This is a genomic window from Kushneria konosiri, from assembly GCF_002155145.1.
Classification (GTDB): domain Bacteria; phylum Pseudomonadota; class Gammaproteobacteria; order Pseudomonadales; family Halomonadaceae; genus Kushneria; species Kushneria konosiri.
Genome location: NZ_CP021323.1, coordinates 1,213,145 through 1,229,421 on the forward strand (window position 1 = coordinate 1,213,145; position 16,277 = coordinate 1,229,421).

Consider the following 16,277-nt stretch of genomic DNA (forward strand, 5'->3'; position numbering starts at 1 on the left):
CGAGCGATCAATACACAAGGAATTCTCTCTTGACCCGGATCATTGCGCTGACCAACCAGAAAGGCGGCGTCGGCAAGACCACCACCGCCGTCAACCTGGCCGCCGCGCTGGCATCGCTGAAAAAACGGGTGCTGCTGGTGGATATGGATCCGCAGGGCCACGCTACCATGGGCAGCGGTATCGACAAGCATGCGCTGGCCAACGGCGGCTTGCTGGATGTCCTGCTCGGGGAGCTGTCGGCAGCCGATGCGCTGGTGGATTGCCCCAATGCCGGATATCAGTTGCTGCCTGCCAACGGCGATCTCACCGCCGCCGAGGTGGACCTGCTTGAGCGCGAGGGCCGCGAGCGCTGTCTGGACCGCGCCATCGAAACGGTCTCCGACCGCTTCGACGTGGTCATGATCGACTGTCCGCCATCGCTTAACATGCTGACGGTCAATGCCCTGACCGCAGCACACGGGGTCCTCATTCCGCTGCAATGCGAGTTCTATGCCCTTGAGGGGCTGTCGGCGCTTTTGGATACCGTTGAGCAGATTCGCGACAGCGTCAATCCGGCGCTGGCGCTCGACGGCATCGTCAGAACCATGTTTGATAACCGCAACAGTCTAACCCGGGATGTCAGCAAGCAGCTGTCGGACTATTTCGGTGACGATCTGCTCAGAACGGCCATTCCCCGCAACATTCGTCTGGCCGAGGCCCCGAGTCACGGGCTGCCGGTCAATCGCTATGCGCGCATGTCACGAGGGGCCCACGCCTATCGGGTACTGGCCAAGGAACTGATCCGCAAGTTGTCGCTTTAATCCGGTCCGGACACACCAACGATCGATTTGATCCCCGAGCGCCGATGCAAATGACACTGGCGCGGGGTGTTACTTCTGCATGGCCTGAACGAGGAACTGTTCATGACGCGTAAACGCGCACTCGGAAGAGGACTGGACGCATTGATTGGCGCCGGCGCCCGGCAGCGTTCACAGACCCAGGACCCCAGCGGTGGGTCTGCCGAGGCGGCAGTGACCGCATCTCCCCTGATCGACAGTCGCGAACGTCTGGAGCGTCTGCCGCTGGCGGAGCTGACACGCGGGCGCTATCAGCCGCGCCGCGAGATGCAGCCGGAGCGGCTTGAAGAGCTGGCGGCCTCGATCAGAACCCGCGGCGTCATGCAGCCCATCGTGGTGCGCCCCCTGCCCGAAGGCAGCGAGGCCCGTTACGAGATCATTGCCGGTGAGCGGCGCTGGCGGGCCGCGCAGCTGGCCGAGCTGGACGTGATTCCGGCCGTCGTGCGCGAACTCGACGATGAAACGGCGCTGGCGCTGGCGCTGATCGAGAACATCCAGCGCGAAGACCTTAATCCCATCGAGGAAACCATCGCGCTCAAGCGCCTGATGGACGAATTCTCCCTGACCCAGCAGCAAACGGCCGATGCCGTTGGTCGCTCCAGGGGACAGATTGCCAACATGCTCAGACTGCTGGCGCTGGAAGAGGACGTACAGACGCTGCTTGAGCGCGGCGATCTGGATGTTGGTCACGCGCGCGCCCTGCTGGGACTCAAGGGCAACAAGCAGCGCCAGGCCGCACGTGACGTCGTCGAGCGCGGTCTGACCGTGCGCCAGACCGAGGCGCTGGTCAAAAAACTTGCCCAGACAACGTCGGACAGCAAAAAGAAGGCGGAAAAACCTTCAGGGGATGTGGGCAGTCTGGAAAATCAGCTGGCCGAACTGCTTGGGGCACGTGTACAGATCAGTCATGGCAAGACCGGAAAGGGAAGCCTGACGATTCGTTACACGAGCCTTGATGAGCTGGATGGTATTCTCTCGCACATTCGCTGAGATCATGGCGCTTAAACACGGCTTAACTTCGCATTGTAAACTGCGACGCTTTGACACAGGATCGTGCCGGTTTTGGTGCAGATAAGCTTAAAGACTGCGATTTTCGATGCCGGTGACATTGAAGCAGGCGGGGGGGTTCCCTATAATCCGCCTGCCTGACGCCATGAGTCGAATATTTCGGGAATGCATAAAACCAATGCAACAAGGCAAGCCCGCGACTCCGGCAGCGTCAAGGCGCCCGAGAATTTACAGATTGCTGATGGTTCAGCTGTGCGTCACTGTAGTGACTGCTGCACTGCTGGCAATTGAAGCGAATAATAACCTCGCGCTGTCGGCCCTCAAGGGTGGTATTGCGGGACTGGTGCCCAACGTATATTTTGCCTGGCGTGCGTTTTTATACCGTGGGGCCCGTTTTCAACGTCAGATGGTTCGCAGTTTCTATCGAGCTCAGGTAGGCAAGCATTTTCTGGCGATCCTGTTGTTCGCAGGCATTTTTGTCATATCGCCACCGCAGTCTCCGGAGTGGTTTTTCATGACATTTGCGCTGGTCCAGTGTGTGTACTGGCTGACGCCCTGGCTGCTCGGCAGACCCGGTTCCCATTAAAATCGATTCAAGGCAACGCTATGGCAGGCAACGCACCGACCTCAACCGAGTATATTACTCACCACCTGCAGAATCTGACCTTCGGCCTCCATCCCGATCACGGTTGGGCCATCGCCCATAATGCCGAGGAAGCTAGGGCCATGGGGTTCTGGGCCATCAATCTGGATACCATGGGTTGGTCGATTGCGACCGGTCTGCTGTTTCTCTGGCTATTCCGCTTTCTCGCCCGTACGGTCACCAGTGGTGTCCCCACCGGACTGCAGAATGCACTCGAGATGGTTTTCGAGTTTGCCAACGGCATCATCCGCACCAGTTTCAGCGGCCACAGCAAGATGGTCGGCCCGATGGCACTGACGCTGTTTTGCTGGATCTTTTTCATGAACAGCCTCAAATGGCTGCCCATCGATCTGGTTCCGCAGATCGCGCACAAGCTGGGCATCGAGTACATGCGCATCGTACCGACCAGTGATCCCAACGCCACGCTGGGCATGGGCTTTGCCATCTTCCTGCTGATCATCTATTACAGCATTCGCAACAAGGGGTTCAGTGGTTTTGCGAAGGAGCTTTCCTTCCGTCCCTTCAATCACTGGGCGCTGATTCCCTTCAATCTGATACTTGAACTGGTCGTACTGATCGTCAAGCCCATCAGCCTTGGGCTGCGTCTCTTCGGCAACATGTTTGCCGGTGAGGTCATCTTCATCATGATTTCCCTTCTGCCCTTCTGGGCCATGTGGGTACTTGATGTCCCGTGGGCGATCTTTCACATTCTGGTCATCACGCTGCAGGCCTTCATCTTTGCCGTGCTGAGTGTGGTGTATCTGAGCGCCTGCTTTGAAGAGCACTGAATCCAATAACAATATTCGCCTCAAAACCCTTTTACCCCTTGTCTGAAAAAACCTGAAACAGGAGCCATTCCATGGAACTCGTCTACATTGCTGCCGCCATCATGATCAGCGGTGCCGCCCTCGCTACCGGTATCGGCTTTGGTCTGCTCGGTGGCAAGCTGCTCGATTCTACCGCGCGTCAGCCGGAACTGGGCGACCAGCTGCAGACCAAAACCTTCATCATGGCCGGTCTGCTTGATGCCGTTCCCATGATCGGTGTGGGTATCGCGATGTACCTGATCTTCGTTGTTGCCGGTTAAGTAAACGCTGTACGCCGGGCCCCTTGTGCTCGGTGTCGCCGTTTCCGGCCACCACGAACCCGCAGGAGGTAGATCCGCGTGAATATCAATATGACGCTTATCGGACAGATGATCGCCTTTGCGATCTTCGTCTGGTTCTGCATGAAATATGTGTGGCCTCCGATCACGCAGGCACTCACCGAGCGTCAGCAGCGCATCCAGGAAGGTCTTGAAGAGGCTGACCGGGCCCGCGCCGAGCTGCACAAGGCCAACGAACAGGCCGAGGAAACGCTGCGTGAAAGCCGTGAGGAAGCCGCGCGCATTCTCGACAAGACACGTGTCCGTGCCAATCAGATGATCGAGGAAGCACGTAACGATGCCCGCGCTGAAGGCGAACGCATGATTGCCAATGCCCGCAGCGAGATTGACAGTGAGATTCAGCAGGCCAAGAGCGAACTGCGTGCTCAGGTAGCAGCACTGGCGATTCAGGGCGCCGAACGCATTCTCGAGTCTTCCATCGACGAAAAGAAACATCGTGAGATGGTTGATCGACTCGCTGAAGAGCTCTGAGGAAACGCCACATGTCAGACCACATCACGCAGGCACGTCCCTATGCAAGGGCCGCTTTTGAGCTGGCCAGAGAAGACAAGGCGCTGGACGCCTGGTCAGCGATGCTGGCCGAGGCGGCGCGTCTGACCGGTGACGAGCGTATCGAACGACTGCTCGTGGATCCGCAGCGTACACCGAGTGACAAGGGGCAGGTTTTCGTCGAGCTGCTTGATGAACTGCTCCCTGATCGTGGCGCCAATTTCCTGATGGTGCTGGCACGACAGCAGCGTTTGCCTGCTCTGGCATCGCTGAGTGATCTGTTCGAGGCTGAGCGCGCCGAGTTTGAAAGGCGTGTCAGTGTCGAGATCACTTCAGCCTTCGAGCTGGACGAGGCACAAAAAGACAAGCTCGCACAGGCGCTCAAGCGGCGTCTGAATCGCGAAATCACGATCACTACTTCTGTGGACAGGACGCTGCTGGGCGGCGTTGTCATTCGTGCCGGCGATACCGTTATTGATGGATCGGCGCGTGGGCGACTGGCACGGCTTTCCAGCATCCTGAACCACTGAAGTCGAGGGACATGGCATGCAGCAACTGAATCCTTCCGAAATCAGCGACATCATCAAGGGCCGGATCGAGAATCTCGACCTTGATGCACAGGCGCGCAATGAAGGCACCATCGTCGGCGTTGCTGACGGTATCGTGCGCATCCACGGACTGGCCGATGCCATGTTCGGTGAGATGATCGAATTCCCCGAAGGCATCTTCGGCATGGTACTCAACCTCGAGCGTGACAGCGTCGGCGTTGTGGTACTGGGCGACTATCAAAAGCTTCAGGAAGGCATGACCGGCAAATGCACCGGCCGCATCCTGGAAGTACCGGTCGGTCGTGAGCTGATCGGTCGCGTCGTCGATGCACTCGGTAACGCCATCGATGGCAAGGGTGATATCAACACCACCGAAACCGATGCCGTTGAAAAGGTGGCCCCGGGCGTTATTTCCCGTCAGGGCGTTGACCAGCCGGTACAGACCGGTCTGAAGTCGATCGATGCCATGGTGCCGATCGGTCGCGGCCAGCGTGAGCTGATCATCGGTGACCGTCAGATTGGTAAATCCGCCATTGCCATCGATGCGATCATCAACCAGAAAGGCAAGGGCATCACCTGCGTTTACGTGGCCGTCGGTCAGAAGCAGTCGACCATTGCCAACGTGGTGAGAAAGCTTGAAGAGCATGGTGCGATGGAGCACACCATCATCGTGGCCGCCGGCGCTGCCGACCCCGCTGCCATGCAGTTTCTGGCGCCCTACTCCGGCTGCACCATGGGTGAATATTTCCGCGATCGCGGTGAAGACGCCCTGATCGTGTATGACGATCTGTCCAAGCAGGCCGTCGCCTACCGCCAGATTTCCCTGCTGCTGCGCCGTCCGCCGGGCCGTGAAGCCTACCCGGGTGACGTGTTCTATCTCCACTCTCGTCTGCTTGAACGCGCCTCGCGCGTTAACGCCGAGTACGTGGAAAAGATCACCAACGGTGAAGTCACCGGCAAGACCGGCTCGTTGACGGCCCTGCCTATCATCGAGACCCAGGGCGGCGACGTTTCGGCCTTCGTTCCGACCAACGTCATCTCCATCACCGATGGTCAGATCTTTCTGGAAACCGGCCTTTTCAACTCGGGCGTTCGTCCGGCGATCAACGCAGGCCTGTCGGTCTCGCGTGTCGGTGGTGCGGCCCAGACCAAGATCATCAAGAAGCTGGGCGGCGGTGTACGTCTGGCGCTGGCACAGTATCGTGAGCTGGCGGCCTTCTCGCAGTTTGCCTCCGATCTGGATGAAGCCACGCGCAAGCAGCTTGAGCATGGTCAGCGCGTGACCGAGCTCATGAAGCAAAAGCAGTATTCGCCGATGTCGATCGCCGACATGGCCGTCTCGCTTTACGCTGCCAACGAGGGATATCTCTCCGACGTACCGGTCGACAAGGTGCTGAATTTCGAACGTGATCTGCTCGATTACATGCGCGCCGAGAAGGGCGAGCTGATGGAGAAGATCAACAGCACCGGCGGCTATGACAACGATATTCAGCAGGGGCTGAAAAGCGGCGTTGAATCGTTCAAGTCAACGCAGAGCTATTGATGAACCGGACCCTTCGGGGTCCGGGCGCCCTGCGCTGATTGTTTAGGAGAATATCGCTATGGCAGCCGGAAAAGAGATCAAGTCCCAGATCGGGAGCATCAAGAATACCCAGAAGATCACCAGCGCCATGGAGATGGTGGCAGCATCCAAGATGCGCCGCGCTCAGGAGCGCATGGCGGCCAGTCAACCCTATGCCAGCCAGATCCGTCGGGTAGTCAGCCATATCAGTCAGGCCAATCCGGAATATCGCCACGACTATCAGATCGAGCGTGAGGTCAAGCGTATCGGCTACATCGTGGTGACGTCGGATCGCGGACTGTGTGGTGGCCTGAACAGCAATCTGTTCAGGCGTGTACTGCAGGACGTGCGGCAATGGCGTGACAAGGGTGTCAGCGTGGCCTTTTGCGCACTGGGGACCAAGGGCAGTGTCTTCTTTCGCAAATATGGTGGCGATCTGCTGGCAGCGACTCGTAACCTGGGGGATGCCCCCGAGGCAAATGAGCTGATCGGCAGCATCAATGTCATGCTGGAAGCCTTCGATAATGGCGAGATCGATCGACTGGATCTGGTGTACAACGAATTCGTCAACACCATGAGTCAGAAGCCGACCGTGCGTCAGCTGCTGCCGCTGCCCGAAGAGATAGAGCAGGAATCTGTCTCGTCGAAGGAAGAAGCGGCCACCTCGAAAGGCAGCTGGGGCTATACATACGAGCCGGACGCTCAAAGCCTGCTCGACAGGCTGCTGGTGCGCTATGTCGAGTCGCAGGTCTACCAGGCCGTGGTGGAAAACATTGCCAGCGAGCAGGCCGCTCGCATGATCGCGATGAAAAACGCCACTGATAATGCCGGTAACATCATTGATGACCTGCAGCTTCAGTACAACAAGGCGCGTCAGGCAGCCATCACCCAGGAAATTTCCGAGATTGTGGGTGGTGCCGCTGCGGTCTAGGTCGGCCCGTCGGACAGTTATTTACAGGTTCAAGAGGAATCAGGATGAGCGGACGTATCGTACAAATCATCGGTGCGGTGATTGACGTCGAGTTTGACCGCAGCGAGGTCCCCCACGTTTATGACGCCATGAACGTGGAAGAAACCGGCACCGTACTCGAAGTTCAGCAGCAGCTGGGTGATGGCATCGTACGTGCCATCGCCATGGGCTCCACTGAAGGTCTCAAGCGCGGCATGGCCGTTGCTGGTACCGGCGCACCCATTTCGGTCCCGGTGGGTGAAAAGACCTTGGGCCGTATCATGAACGTGCTGGGCGAGCCGATCGACGAGGCCGGCGAGATTGGTGAAGACAAGCGCAGCCCGATCCATCGCGCCGCGCCCAGCTTTGCCGATCAGTCAGCTTCCAGCGAACTGCTGGAAACCGGCATCAAGGTCATCGATCTGATCTGCCCGTTTGCCAAGGGCGGCAAGGTTGGTCTGTTCGGCGGTGCCGGTGTCGGCAAGACCGTCAACATGATGGAGCTGATCCGTAACATCGCGACCGAGCACTCCGGTTACTCGGTATTCACCGGTGTTGGCGAGCGTACTCGTGAAGGTAACGACTTCTACTATGAAATGAAGGAGTCCAACGTTCTCGACAAGGTATCGCTGGTCTATGGTCAGATGAACGAGCCGCCGGGTAACCGTCTGCGCGTGGCCCTGACCGGCCTGACGATTGCCGAGCAGTTCCGTGATGAAGGTCGCGACGTTCTGCTGTTTGTCGACAACATCTACCGCTATACGCTGGCAGGGACCGAAGTATCGGCACTGCTGGGTCGTATGCCGTCTGCCGTGGGCTACCAGCCGACGCTGGCCGAAGAGATGGGCATGCTGCAGGAGCGCATCACCTCGACCAAGACCGGCTCGATCACGTCCGTTCAGGCCGTCTACGTTCCCGCGGATGACCTGACCGACCCGTCTCCGGCCACGACCTTCGCACACCTGGATGCCACGGTGGTACTGGCGCGTTCGATTGCAGAGCTTGGTATCTACCCGGCCATCGATCCGCTGGACTCCACGTCGCGTCAGCTTGATCCGCTGGTCGTGGGTGACGAGCACTACAGCGTGGCGCGCGGTGTTCAGAACGTGCTGCAGCGTTACAAGGAACTCAAGGACATCATTGCCATTCTGGGCATGGATGAGCTTTCCGATGAAGACAAGCGAACCGTGGCACGAGCGCGCAAGATCCAGCGCTTTCTGTCACAGCCTTTCTTCGTGGCGGAAATCTTCACCGGCGCACCCGGCAAGTACGTGTCGCTCAAGGAAACCATCCGCGCCTTCCAGGGCATCCTCAACGGTGACTACGACCATATGCCTGAACAGGCGTTTTACATGGTCGGTACGATCGACGAAGCGATCGAGAAAGCCGAAAGCATGTAAGGAGGGGCGCTCATGGCGACCATGCAATGCAGTATCGTCAGCGCGGAGCGCAATATCTTCGCCGGCGAAGTAGAACGCGTTGTAGCGATCAGCGTGCTTGGCGAGATGGGGATTCTGCGCGGGCATGAGCCAACGCTGACGGCCCTGAAGCCCGGGCCGGTCCGGATTGTCCACGAAGGGGGAGAAGAAGAGGTCTTCTACGTCTCCAGTGGTTTTCTGGAAGTACAGCCGAACATGGTCATCGTGCTGGCCGACAGTGCCGACCGTGCTCGTGATCTGGACGCTGCCGAAGCCGAAAAGGCGCGCGACGAGGCCCGTCGTGCCCTGCAGGGAAAAACAGGCGAGATGGATTACCATCAGGCGCTGGCCGAGATCGAAGCGGCAACTGCTCGGCTGCGAACCCTGTCGCAGCTGCGCAACCGTCGCGGACAATAGGAGTCCTGAGCAGAATTGTCGCATCATGGTCACAAGCCATGGATGCGTTTTGCTGGCGGCCTTCGGGCCGCCTTTTTTGTAACTGCCATGCGCATCTCAACCAATCCGATTAATTCATGCCCTGATACACTGTCAGTCACAGGAATGATCAGGCATGACAGAGCATGTCATCTGTTGGGTGCATGATCGATGATCGTTTTTCATTCAGCGCGGGGGAGAGTCTTCTTTCATGTCCATTGATGTCGTGATTCTGGCTGCCGGCCAGGGCAGTCGCATGCGTTCGCAAAAGCCCAAGGTATTGCACGAACTGGCCGGCAAACCCATGGTGCGTCATGTCATCGAGTCAGCCATGAAGGCTTTCTCGTCACCTCGACTTCATGTCGTGGTCGGACACGGCGCTGACCAGGTGCAGGCAGCCCTGTCCGATCTGCCCATCAACTTTGCCCATCAGCATGAGCAGCGCGGTACCGGTCATGCCGTATCACAGACCCTTGAGGCGCTGGGTAATGGTCCGGTGGTGGTGCTTTACGGTGATGTGCCGATGATCCAGGCGCCAACCCTGAGTGCTCTGGTGGAGCGGGTGGATGAGCAGCACATGGCGTTGCTGACGGTCACCATGGCCAACCCGCATGGTTACGGGCGCATCGTGCGCAATGATCAGGGGCAGGCCGTGGCCATCGTCGAGCAGAAGGATGCCACTTCTGAACAGCTCAAAATCGATGAATGCAACACCGGTATTCTGGCTGCTACCGGCGATCAGCTGCGTCGCTGGCTGCCGGCATTGTCCAGCGACAATGCCCAGGGCGAGTACTACCTGACCGACATCATTGCCATGGCAGCAAGTGAAGGGATTGAAGTGGCCACGGCCGAGCCGGCGCTGGTCAGTGAAGTCCAGGGGGTCAACGACCGGGTCCAGCTCTCGGCACTGGAGCGTATTCATCAGTCTCATGAGGCAGAGCGGCTCATGCGTGAGGGCGCAAGCCTGGCCGATCCGAAGCGGCTGGATGTGCGCGGTGAGCTGAGCGTGGGTCAGGACGTCTTCATCGATGTCGGCTGTATTTTCGAGGGACGTGTGCATCTGGGCAATGGTGTTCATGTGGGTCCCTACAGCATCATCCGTGATGCCAGCATCGGCGATGCCACCCGCATCGAAGCGCACAGCATGGTCGAGGGCAGTGAAACGGCCGGTGATAACGCCATTGGTCCCTTCGCGCGTCTGCGTCCGGGCACGCGGCTTGAGAAGAAGGCGCGCATTGGCAACTTCGTAGAGACCAAAAAGGCACACGTGGGTGAAGGCAGCAAGATCAACCATCTGAGCTACATCGGTGACGCAACGCTGGGCGAGGGCGTCAACATTGGCGCCGGCACCATCACCTGCAATTATGATGGGGTCAACAAGCACCGTACCGAGGTGGGTCATAACGTTTTCATCGGCTCCAACTCGGCGCTGGTGGCACCGGTCACGATTGGTGATGGCGCAACGGTTGCCGCCGGCTCCACCGTGACCGACACGGTCGAGGATCAGGCGCTGGCCATCGCGCGTGCACGTCAGATCAACAAGCAGGGCTGGATACCGCCGCATCGCAAGTAATCCGCAGAGGCCTGAAGCTTCTATCGGGCGCCGCACATCCGTGCGGCGCCTTTTTTGATGCCGGGGTGTGCCCGTGTGGGCGTCTTCGACTTTAGGCGTATATTTTTTGTGCCAAAAGCGCCGTCAGGGCTTGACGTCATCACGGCGGTGAGTTTTCATCCGAAACACAAAATCTTTCGGTTCGAAAGATAACCTTTTCAACTGTTCGGATAGCCGCCCCTCTCATGAGTCGACGCCAGACCCCGCAGCGCCGGGAGGCCATTCTTGATCTGCTGGCAGCACGCGGCGAGGTCGCCGTCGAGACGCTGGCCCAGCATTTCGACACCTCGAGTGTGACCATTCGCAAGGATCTGGCCATGCTGGAAAACGCCGGTCATCTGATCCGGCGCCACGGCGGTGCCACGCTCGTACCGCGCGAAGGAGATCAGGGACGTCATCGCATCTCGCCCGTCAAGCAGGCACTGGCGCAGGCGGCCAGCGAACGCATTGCCGATCATGCTCGGCTGATCATCGATAGCGGCAGTACCACCAGCGCGCTGATTCCGACGCTGGCACACCGTACCGGGATGGTCGTCATGACCAACTCACTGGGCGTGGCCGGGGCGCTGCAGGCGCTGGACAATCCCCCTGCCCTGTTGATGACCGGCGGGACCTGGGACCCGCACTCGGCTTCCTTTCAGGGCCGGGTGGCCGAGACCGTGCTGCGTGCCTATGACTTCGACCAGCTCTTTATCGGCGCCGACGGCATTGATCTGGCACGCGGGACCACTACCTTCAACGAATTGACGGGGCTTTCACAGGTCATGGCCGAGGTGGCGCGCGAGGTCGTGGTGATGGCGGAATCCGACAAGGTCGGCCGACGCATCCCCAATCTCGAGCTTGGCTGGGCGCAGATTGATGTATTGATTACCGATGACGGTCTGGCAGAGACCAGCCGTCAAAGAATCCGTGACCAGGGTGTCGTGCTGGTCTGTGTCAGCACGCAGACGCCTTGACATCCCCATGCGCCGGGTAGTGTTCGGCACTCAGGGGAATATCGCAATTTTTGGCATTTCAGGAGAGACAAACCATGTGTGGCATTGTAGGCGCGGTCGCTGACCGTCAGGTACAAAATATCCTGCTTGAGGGTCTCAAGCGTCTTGAGTATCGCGGCTATGACAGCGCCGGCATGGCTGTTCTGTCAGCCGATGCGCGGCTGTCGCGTCAGCGCGCGGTCGGCAAGGTGGCAGCGCTTGAAGAAAAGCTGCTGGCCTCCGGTCTGCGTGGTCATGTCGGCATCGCTCACACCCGCTGGGCCACGCACGGTCGTCCGAGCGAAAACAATGCCCACCCGCATCAGTCCGGCGACAGCCTGGCGGTGGTCCATAACGGCATCATCGAAAATTACGAACTGCTCAAGGCCGAGCTCGAGGGCCAGGGCTACGTCTTTCTCTCCGAGACCGATACCGAAGTGATCGCGCATCTGATGTCGCGTGAAGTCTCGCGTCATGACGATCTGCTGTCCGCCTTCCAGCACGTGGTCGAAATGCTTGACGGCGCCTATGCGCTGGCCGTGACGCACGCCGACTATCCTGACCAGATCGTGGGCGCGCGCAAGGGCAGCCCGCTGGTCGTGGGTGTGGGCATCGACGAGGCCTTCCTGGCGTCCGACCCGCTGGCACTGTTGCAGGTGACCGATCGCTTTATCTATCTGCAGGAGGGCGATGTGGCGCGCCTGACGATTGGCGGCGGCATCGAAATCTTCAACGCCGGCCAGAGCGTCGAGCGACCCAGCTCGGTCTTCGAGCACGGTGACGGTGCCATCTCGCGCGGTGAATATCGCCACTTCATGCTCAAGGAAATCCACGAGCAGTCCCAGGTCATCGCCAATACCCTGGAAGGTCGTCTGGGCGATCGTCACGTGTTCACCCGCATTCTGGGTGCTGAAGCCAACGACCTGCTCGACCGGGTCAAAAACATTCAGATCATTGCCTGTGGTACCAGCTATCATGCCGGCATGGTAGCGCGTTACTGGCTGGAAAAGCTGGCGGGCGTGCCCACGCAGGTTGAAGTGGCCTCCGAGTATCGCTACCGCGAAGTGGTGGTGCCCGACGGTACGCTGTTTGTCACGCTGTCCCAGTCGGGCGAGACGGCCGATACGCTGGCGGCGCTGCGTCATGCCTCGCAAAAGGGCGGCTATCTGGCCAGCCTTGCCATCTGCAACGTACCGGGCAGCTCGCTGGTCCGCGAATCCGACCTGACGCTGATGACTCAGGCCGGCCCCGAGATCGGTGTGGCCTCCACCAAGGCCTTTACCACCCAGCTGGTGGCCCTGCTGCTGCTCACCCTGGCCCTGCGCCATGTTCGTCAGGGCGATGATGACGTGCAGGCCCGTCTGGTCAATGCGCTACGTGAACTGCCGCGTCTGATCACGCGCGGCCTGGCGCTCGACAGCGCCATCGAGACGATGTCAGCGGCCTTTGCCGAAAAGCATCATGCGCTGTTTCTGGGTCGTGGCACCATGTTCCCGATCGCGCTGGAAGGGGCGCTCAAGCTCAAGGAAATTTCCTATATCCACGCCGAGGCCTATCCGGCCGGCGAGCTCAAGCACGGCCCGCTGGCACTGGTCGACAGCGACATGCCGGTCATCGCGGTGGCGCCCAACGACGAACTGCTGGAGAAGCTCAAGTCCAACCTGCAGGAAGTCCGCGCCCGTGGGGGTGAACTGTTCGTCTTTGCCGATGAGCACGTGGCAATCAATGAAAGCGAAGGCGTTCATGTGCTGCGCATGCCGGCGGTCGATGACGTGATTGCCCCGATTCTTTATACCCTGCCGCTGCAGCTGCTCTCCTATCACGTGGCCGTGCTCAAGGGCACCGACGTGGATCAGCCACGTAATCTGGCCAAGAGTGTCACCGTCGAATAAGACGCACTCATCAGGATCAGCGCCGACATTGACGAGCGTCAATGTCGGCGTTTTTGAGGCATTTCGCTTGATGGTGCGCCAGGTGCACAGCCCCATTGTTCTGTAATTCTGTTATAATCCTTAATTCAGACTTGCCATCCACGTCTGATCAATCAAAGCCGATAACAGAAATAAGGAAACACCGTTTCATAGCGGCCCCTGTTTCCTGTACCCACCTTTCCTCAGGGAAGAGAGACTACTCATGTCGTCATCGTCATCTTCAAGGGCGGGCGTCATGGTGATGCTTGCCGCCTCACTGGCGGGGCTTGCCGTGGCGTTTTATGCCTATATCACACCGCTGACCGGTGTCACCGGCACGCTGGGCGCAATGGCCGTCATCGTTACCTGCCTCGTACTGGCCGGGCTGTCGTTGGTCCTGCCTGCCATGCACGGCAAGGTTGGCCGCATTGTGCTGCGCCTGATCATTCTTGCCGTCATTGTCGGCACCGCCTTTGCCGCTTCATTGCTTCATCTCTGGTGGCTTGTCGCAGCCATGGCGATCGCCCTTGTGGGATTGATGATTGCCATGATTCGTTCGGCACCCGCCGCGCAACCCACCCGTTCATGAGGAGTCAGGGAATGGACAGCCATAGAACCATTGCAGGATGCGCGGGCATTGCGGGTCTGTTTGCCGGTGTGCTGATGTCCGCACCGCTGATGGCCGCGCCGCAGGATATGTCCGGGCAGCAGAATGCTTCCGAACAGCAGGATACCGCCGGGCAGCCGACCACGTCGAAAAGCGATCAGAGCAGCTCGCATGCCAACGTGCCACTGGTGCCGGATTCACCGACCTGGAACAGCTTTCACGGTCAGCTCAACGCCCAGAAATACAGTCCGCTGGATCAGATCAACGTCGATAACGTTGGTCAGCTCGAGAAGGTCTGGGAAGTCCATACCGGTGACGTTTCCGACGGCTCCGGCGATATTCCGGGGACCGTCTGGTCGGCCACACCCGTCTTTGCCAACGACACACTCTACATCGGCACGCCCTTCTATCGCCTGATTGCCTATGATCCCGGCACCGGCGAGGAAAAGTGGAGTTTCGACACCGGTGCGCCCAAAAAGGCGCTGACACAGCCGGTGCTCAAGAATCGTGGCGTGGCCTACTGGGAAGCCGACAATCCGGTCGAAGGCGAGTCGTGCCAGAAGATCGTCTACATGGGCACGGTTGATGCCAAACTTTACGCGCTCGATGCTGACACCGGAGAGCGCTGTGCCGACTTCGCCGATAACGGCATGCTCGACGTCAATCGATGGAACGATACCAACGATCTTTGGCCGCTGTCGCTGCTGCAGCCGCCGACGGTGGTTGGCGACCATCTGATCGTGGGCTGGGCCGGCAAGGACTGGGCGACCGAAACCGCGCCACCCGGCACCGTCTTCTCGATCAATGCCCGTACCGGCGAGAAGGAATGGACCTTCGACGTGCTCTCTGAAGAGATGCGTCAGAAGAGCGGCACGGCCAACGTCTGGACCCAGATGTCGGCCGATGAGCAAAACGGCCTGGTGTATCTGCCCGTGTCCTCACCCTCGCCCAACTACTGGGGAGGCAATCGTACGGAAGACGTGCCCCTGGCCACCTCGACCACGGCGCTGGATATCGACACCGGTGAAGTGGTCTGGTCGCGTCAGTGGGTCCACCACGACATCTGGGACTATGACATCAACTCTGCCCCGACGCTGATGGACATTACCGTCGACGGCAAGGAGATCCCGGCGCTGGTTCAGGCAACCAAGCAGGGCTTTCTGTTTGTGGTCAATCGTCTGACCGGTGAAGATGTCTGGCCGATCGAGGAGCGTCCGGTGCCCCAGGGCGACGGCAGCGTCGAAGGCGAAGTCTACTCACCGACCCAGCCCTTCCCGACCAAACCGGCGCCGCTGCTGGATCAGTCCAAAAAGCCCGAAATCTGGGGGCTGGCGGATGCGGTCGGCTTTGGCCAGTGTTCGCGTTTGTGGGACAAGCTGACCTATGAAGGCATGTACACGCCGCCCACGACCCGTGGTGAAGGGGCGCTGGCCTATCCCGACAGTGCCGGTGGGGTCCAGTGGGGTGGTGTGGCGTTTGATCCCGTCAGTCAGACGGCCATCGTCAACACTTCGCATATCGTTCAGACCATCAAGCTCTATGATCGTGAGGCCTATAAAAAGGCCGATAGCGGTTCCGGCAATGAGAGCGGGTTTTCACCGCAGGAAGGCGCGCCCTATGGCATGCGTCTGAGCGTGGCGCGCAACTGGCTGGGGATGCCCTGCTGGGAGCCGCCTTTCGGTGAAATCGTGGCGATCGACATGCACACTGGTGACGTCAAATGGCGCAAGCCGGTCGGCGCCTCGCAGCAGTTCGGCTTCTTTATGCCGGAACGCTGGGGTTCGCCCACCATCGGTGGCCCGGCCGTCACGGCAGGCGGTGTGGTCTTCATCGGGGCCTCGATGGATGCCAAGGCCCGTGCCTATTCGCTTGAAACCGGTGAAGAGCTCTGGGAAGACCAGACCGAGGCTCCGGTGGTCGCCAATCCGGCCGTGTATGAATACAAGGGTCGTCAGTACGTCGCCTTTGTGGCCGGCGGCAACACCATCCTCAAGGATCAGGTGGGTGATCAGATTGCGGTTTACGCGCTGCCGGAAGACAAGCAGTAAGTCCTGATGCCAGACCGTTGATGACGGGGCGTCCCTTTTGGGGGCGCCCCGTTTTTTATGCCTGAAGGGGGGAT

At 59.4% G+C, this 16,277-nt stretch carries 16 protein-coding genes; all 16 read left to right on the plus strand.

Annotated features, from left to right (window positions below):
* Positions 1 to 29 precede the first annotated feature (29 nt).
* The 16 genes from B9G99_RS05665 (at position 30) to B9G99_RS05740 (ending at position 16,203) form a co-directional block, all read left to right on the plus strand.
* Positions 30 to 800, plus strand: a complete 771-nt coding sequence (locus B9G99_RS05665; RefSeq protein WP_086621128.1) for a ParA family protein — start codon at positions 30 to 32, stop codon at positions 798 to 800.
* Positions 801 to 902: 102 nt separating this feature from the next.
* Entirely contained in the window at positions 903 to 1,826 is a 924-nt protein-coding gene (locus B9G99_RS05670; RefSeq protein ID WP_086623310.1) for a ParB/RepB/Spo0J family partition protein, read from the plus strand.
* Positions 1,827 to 2,022: 196 nt separating this feature from the next.
* Positions 2,023 to 2,430: an ATP synthase subunit I gene (locus B9G99_RS05675; protein ID WP_158521449.1), complete on the plus strand. Its 408-nt coding sequence runs from the start codon at positions 2,023 to 2,025 to the stop codon at positions 2,428 to 2,430.
* Positions 2,431 to 2,450: 20 nt separating this feature from the next.
* On the plus strand, positions 2,451 to 3,275 hold the full coding sequence (atpB, locus tag B9G99_RS05680) for a F0F1 ATP synthase subunit A (RefSeq protein ID WP_086621130.1): 825 nt from the start codon (positions 2,451 to 2,453) through the stop codon (positions 3,273 to 3,275).
* 71 nt (positions 3,276 to 3,346) lie between these two features.
* The gene (gene atpE, locus B9G99_RS05685; RefSeq protein WP_086621131.1) at positions 3,347 to 3,574 is read left to right on the plus strand and encodes a F0F1 ATP synthase subunit C; all 228 of its coding nucleotides are present in this window, start codon (positions 3,347 to 3,349) and stop codon (positions 3,572 to 3,574) included.
* Positions 3,575 to 3,652: 78 nt separating this feature from the next.
* On the plus strand, positions 3,653 to 4,123 hold the full coding sequence (locus tag B9G99_RS05690; RefSeq protein WP_086621132.1) for a F0F1 ATP synthase subunit B: 471 nt from the start codon (positions 3,653 to 3,655) through the stop codon (positions 4,121 to 4,123).
* Between the two features lie 11 nt (positions 4,124 to 4,134).
* Positions 4,135 to 4,671: a F0F1 ATP synthase subunit delta gene (locus B9G99_RS05695; RefSeq protein ID WP_086621133.1), complete on the plus strand. Its 537-nt coding sequence runs from the start codon at positions 4,135 to 4,137 to the stop codon at positions 4,669 to 4,671.
* A 16-nt stretch (positions 4,672 to 4,687) separates the two neighbouring features.
* The gene (gene atpA, locus B9G99_RS05700) at positions 4,688 to 6,232 is read left to right on the plus strand and encodes a F0F1 ATP synthase subunit alpha (protein WP_086621134.1); all 1,545 of its coding nucleotides are present in this window, start codon (positions 4,688 to 4,690) and stop codon (positions 6,230 to 6,232) included.
* A gap of 58 nt (positions 6,233 to 6,290) precedes the next feature.
* Positions 6,291 to 7,181: a F0F1 ATP synthase subunit gamma gene (gene atpG / locus B9G99_RS05705; protein WP_086621135.1), complete on the plus strand. Its 891-nt coding sequence runs from the start codon at positions 6,291 to 6,293 to the stop codon at positions 7,179 to 7,181.
* Positions 7,182 to 7,225: 44 nt separating this feature from the next.
* Positions 7,226 to 8,599 (plus strand): F0F1 ATP synthase subunit beta, encoded by a 1,374-nt coding sequence (gene atpD / locus B9G99_RS05710; protein WP_086621136.1) that lies wholly within the window; start codon positions 7,226 to 7,228, stop codon positions 8,597 to 8,599.
* Positions 8,600 to 8,611: 12 nt separating this feature from the next.
* A complete protein-coding gene (locus B9G99_RS05715) occupies positions 8,612 to 9,034 on the plus strand; it encodes a F0F1 ATP synthase subunit epsilon (protein ID WP_086621137.1) in 423 nt (140 codons plus the stop codon).
* A 229-nt stretch (positions 9,035 to 9,263) separates the two neighbouring features.
* A complete protein-coding gene (gene glmU / locus B9G99_RS05720; protein WP_086621138.1) occupies positions 9,264 to 10,625 on the plus strand; it encodes a bifunctional UDP-N-acetylglucosamine diphosphorylase/glucosamine-1-phosphate N-acetyltransferase GlmU in 1,362 nt (453 codons plus the stop codon).
* A gap of 224 nt (positions 10,626 to 10,849) precedes the next feature.
* Positions 10,850 to 11,620: a DeoR family transcriptional regulator gene (locus B9G99_RS05725; RefSeq protein ID WP_086621139.1), complete on the plus strand. Its 771-nt coding sequence runs from the start codon at positions 10,850 to 10,852 to the stop codon at positions 11,618 to 11,620.
* 74 nt (positions 11,621 to 11,694) lie between these two features.
* Positions 11,695 to 13,530 carry a glutamine--fructose-6-phosphate transaminase (isomerizing) gene (gene glmS, locus B9G99_RS05730; RefSeq protein ID WP_086621140.1) on the plus strand — a complete coding sequence of 612 codons (1,836 nt, stop codon included), beginning with the start codon at positions 11,695 to 11,697 and terminating at the stop codon, positions 13,528 to 13,530.
* Positions 13,531 to 13,771: 241 nt separating this feature from the next.
* The gene (locus B9G99_RS05735) at positions 13,772 to 14,137 is read left to right on the plus strand and encodes a hypothetical protein (protein ID WP_086621141.1); all 366 of its coding nucleotides are present in this window, start codon (positions 13,772 to 13,774) and stop codon (positions 14,135 to 14,137) included.
* Positions 14,138 to 14,148: 11 nt separating this feature from the next.
* Positions 14,149 to 16,203 carry a pyrroloquinoline quinone-dependent dehydrogenase gene (locus B9G99_RS05740; RefSeq protein ID WP_227875951.1) on the plus strand — a complete coding sequence of 685 codons (2,055 nt, stop codon included), beginning with the start codon at positions 14,149 to 14,151 and terminating at the stop codon, positions 16,201 to 16,203.
* Positions 16,204 to 16,277: the final 74 nt, after the last annotated feature.

Coding starts and splice junctions, on each gene's coding strand:
- B9G99_RS05670 (WP_086623310.1), top strand. CDS start 903: ATGACGCGTAAACGCGCACTCGGAAGAGGACTGGACGCATTGATTGGC.
- B9G99_RS05675 (WP_158521449.1), top strand. CDS start 2,023: ATGCAACAAGGCAAGCCCGCGACTCCGGCAGCGTCAAGGCGCCCGAGA.
- atpB (WP_086621130.1), top strand. CDS start 2,451: ATGGCAGGCAACGCACCGACCTCAACCGAGTATATTACTCACCACCTG.
- atpE (WP_086621131.1), top strand. CDS start 3,347: ATGGAACTCGTCTACATTGCTGCCGCCATCATGATCAGCGGTGCCGCC.
- B9G99_RS05695 (WP_086621133.1), top strand. CDS start 4,135: ATGTCAGACCACATCACGCAGGCACGTCCCTATGCAAGGGCCGCTTTT.
- atpA (WP_086621134.1), top strand. CDS start 4,688: ATGCAGCAACTGAATCCTTCCGAAATCAGCGACATCATCAAGGGCCGG.
- atpG (WP_086621135.1), top strand. CDS start 6,291: ATGGCAGCCGGAAAAGAGATCAAGTCCCAGATCGGGAGCATCAAGAAT.
- atpD (WP_086621136.1), top strand. CDS start 7,226: ATGAGCGGACGTATCGTACAAATCATCGGTGCGGTGATTGACGTCGAG.
- B9G99_RS05715 (WP_086621137.1), top strand. CDS start 8,612: ATGGCGACCATGCAATGCAGTATCGTCAGCGCGGAGCGCAATATCTTC.
- glmU (WP_086621138.1), top strand. CDS start 9,264: ATGTCCATTGATGTCGTGATTCTGGCTGCCGGCCAGGGCAGTCGCATG.
- B9G99_RS05725 (WP_086621139.1), top strand. CDS start 10,850: ATGAGTCGACGCCAGACCCCGCAGCGCCGGGAGGCCATTCTTGATCTG.
- glmS (WP_086621140.1), top strand. CDS start 11,695: ATGTGTGGCATTGTAGGCGCGGTCGCTGACCGTCAGGTACAAAATATC.
- B9G99_RS05735 (WP_086621141.1), top strand. CDS start 13,772: ATGTCGTCATCGTCATCTTCAAGGGCGGGCGTCATGGTGATGCTTGCC.
- B9G99_RS05740 (WP_227875951.1), top strand. CDS start 14,149: ATGGACAGCCATAGAACCATTGCAGGATGCGCGGGCATTGCGGGTCTG.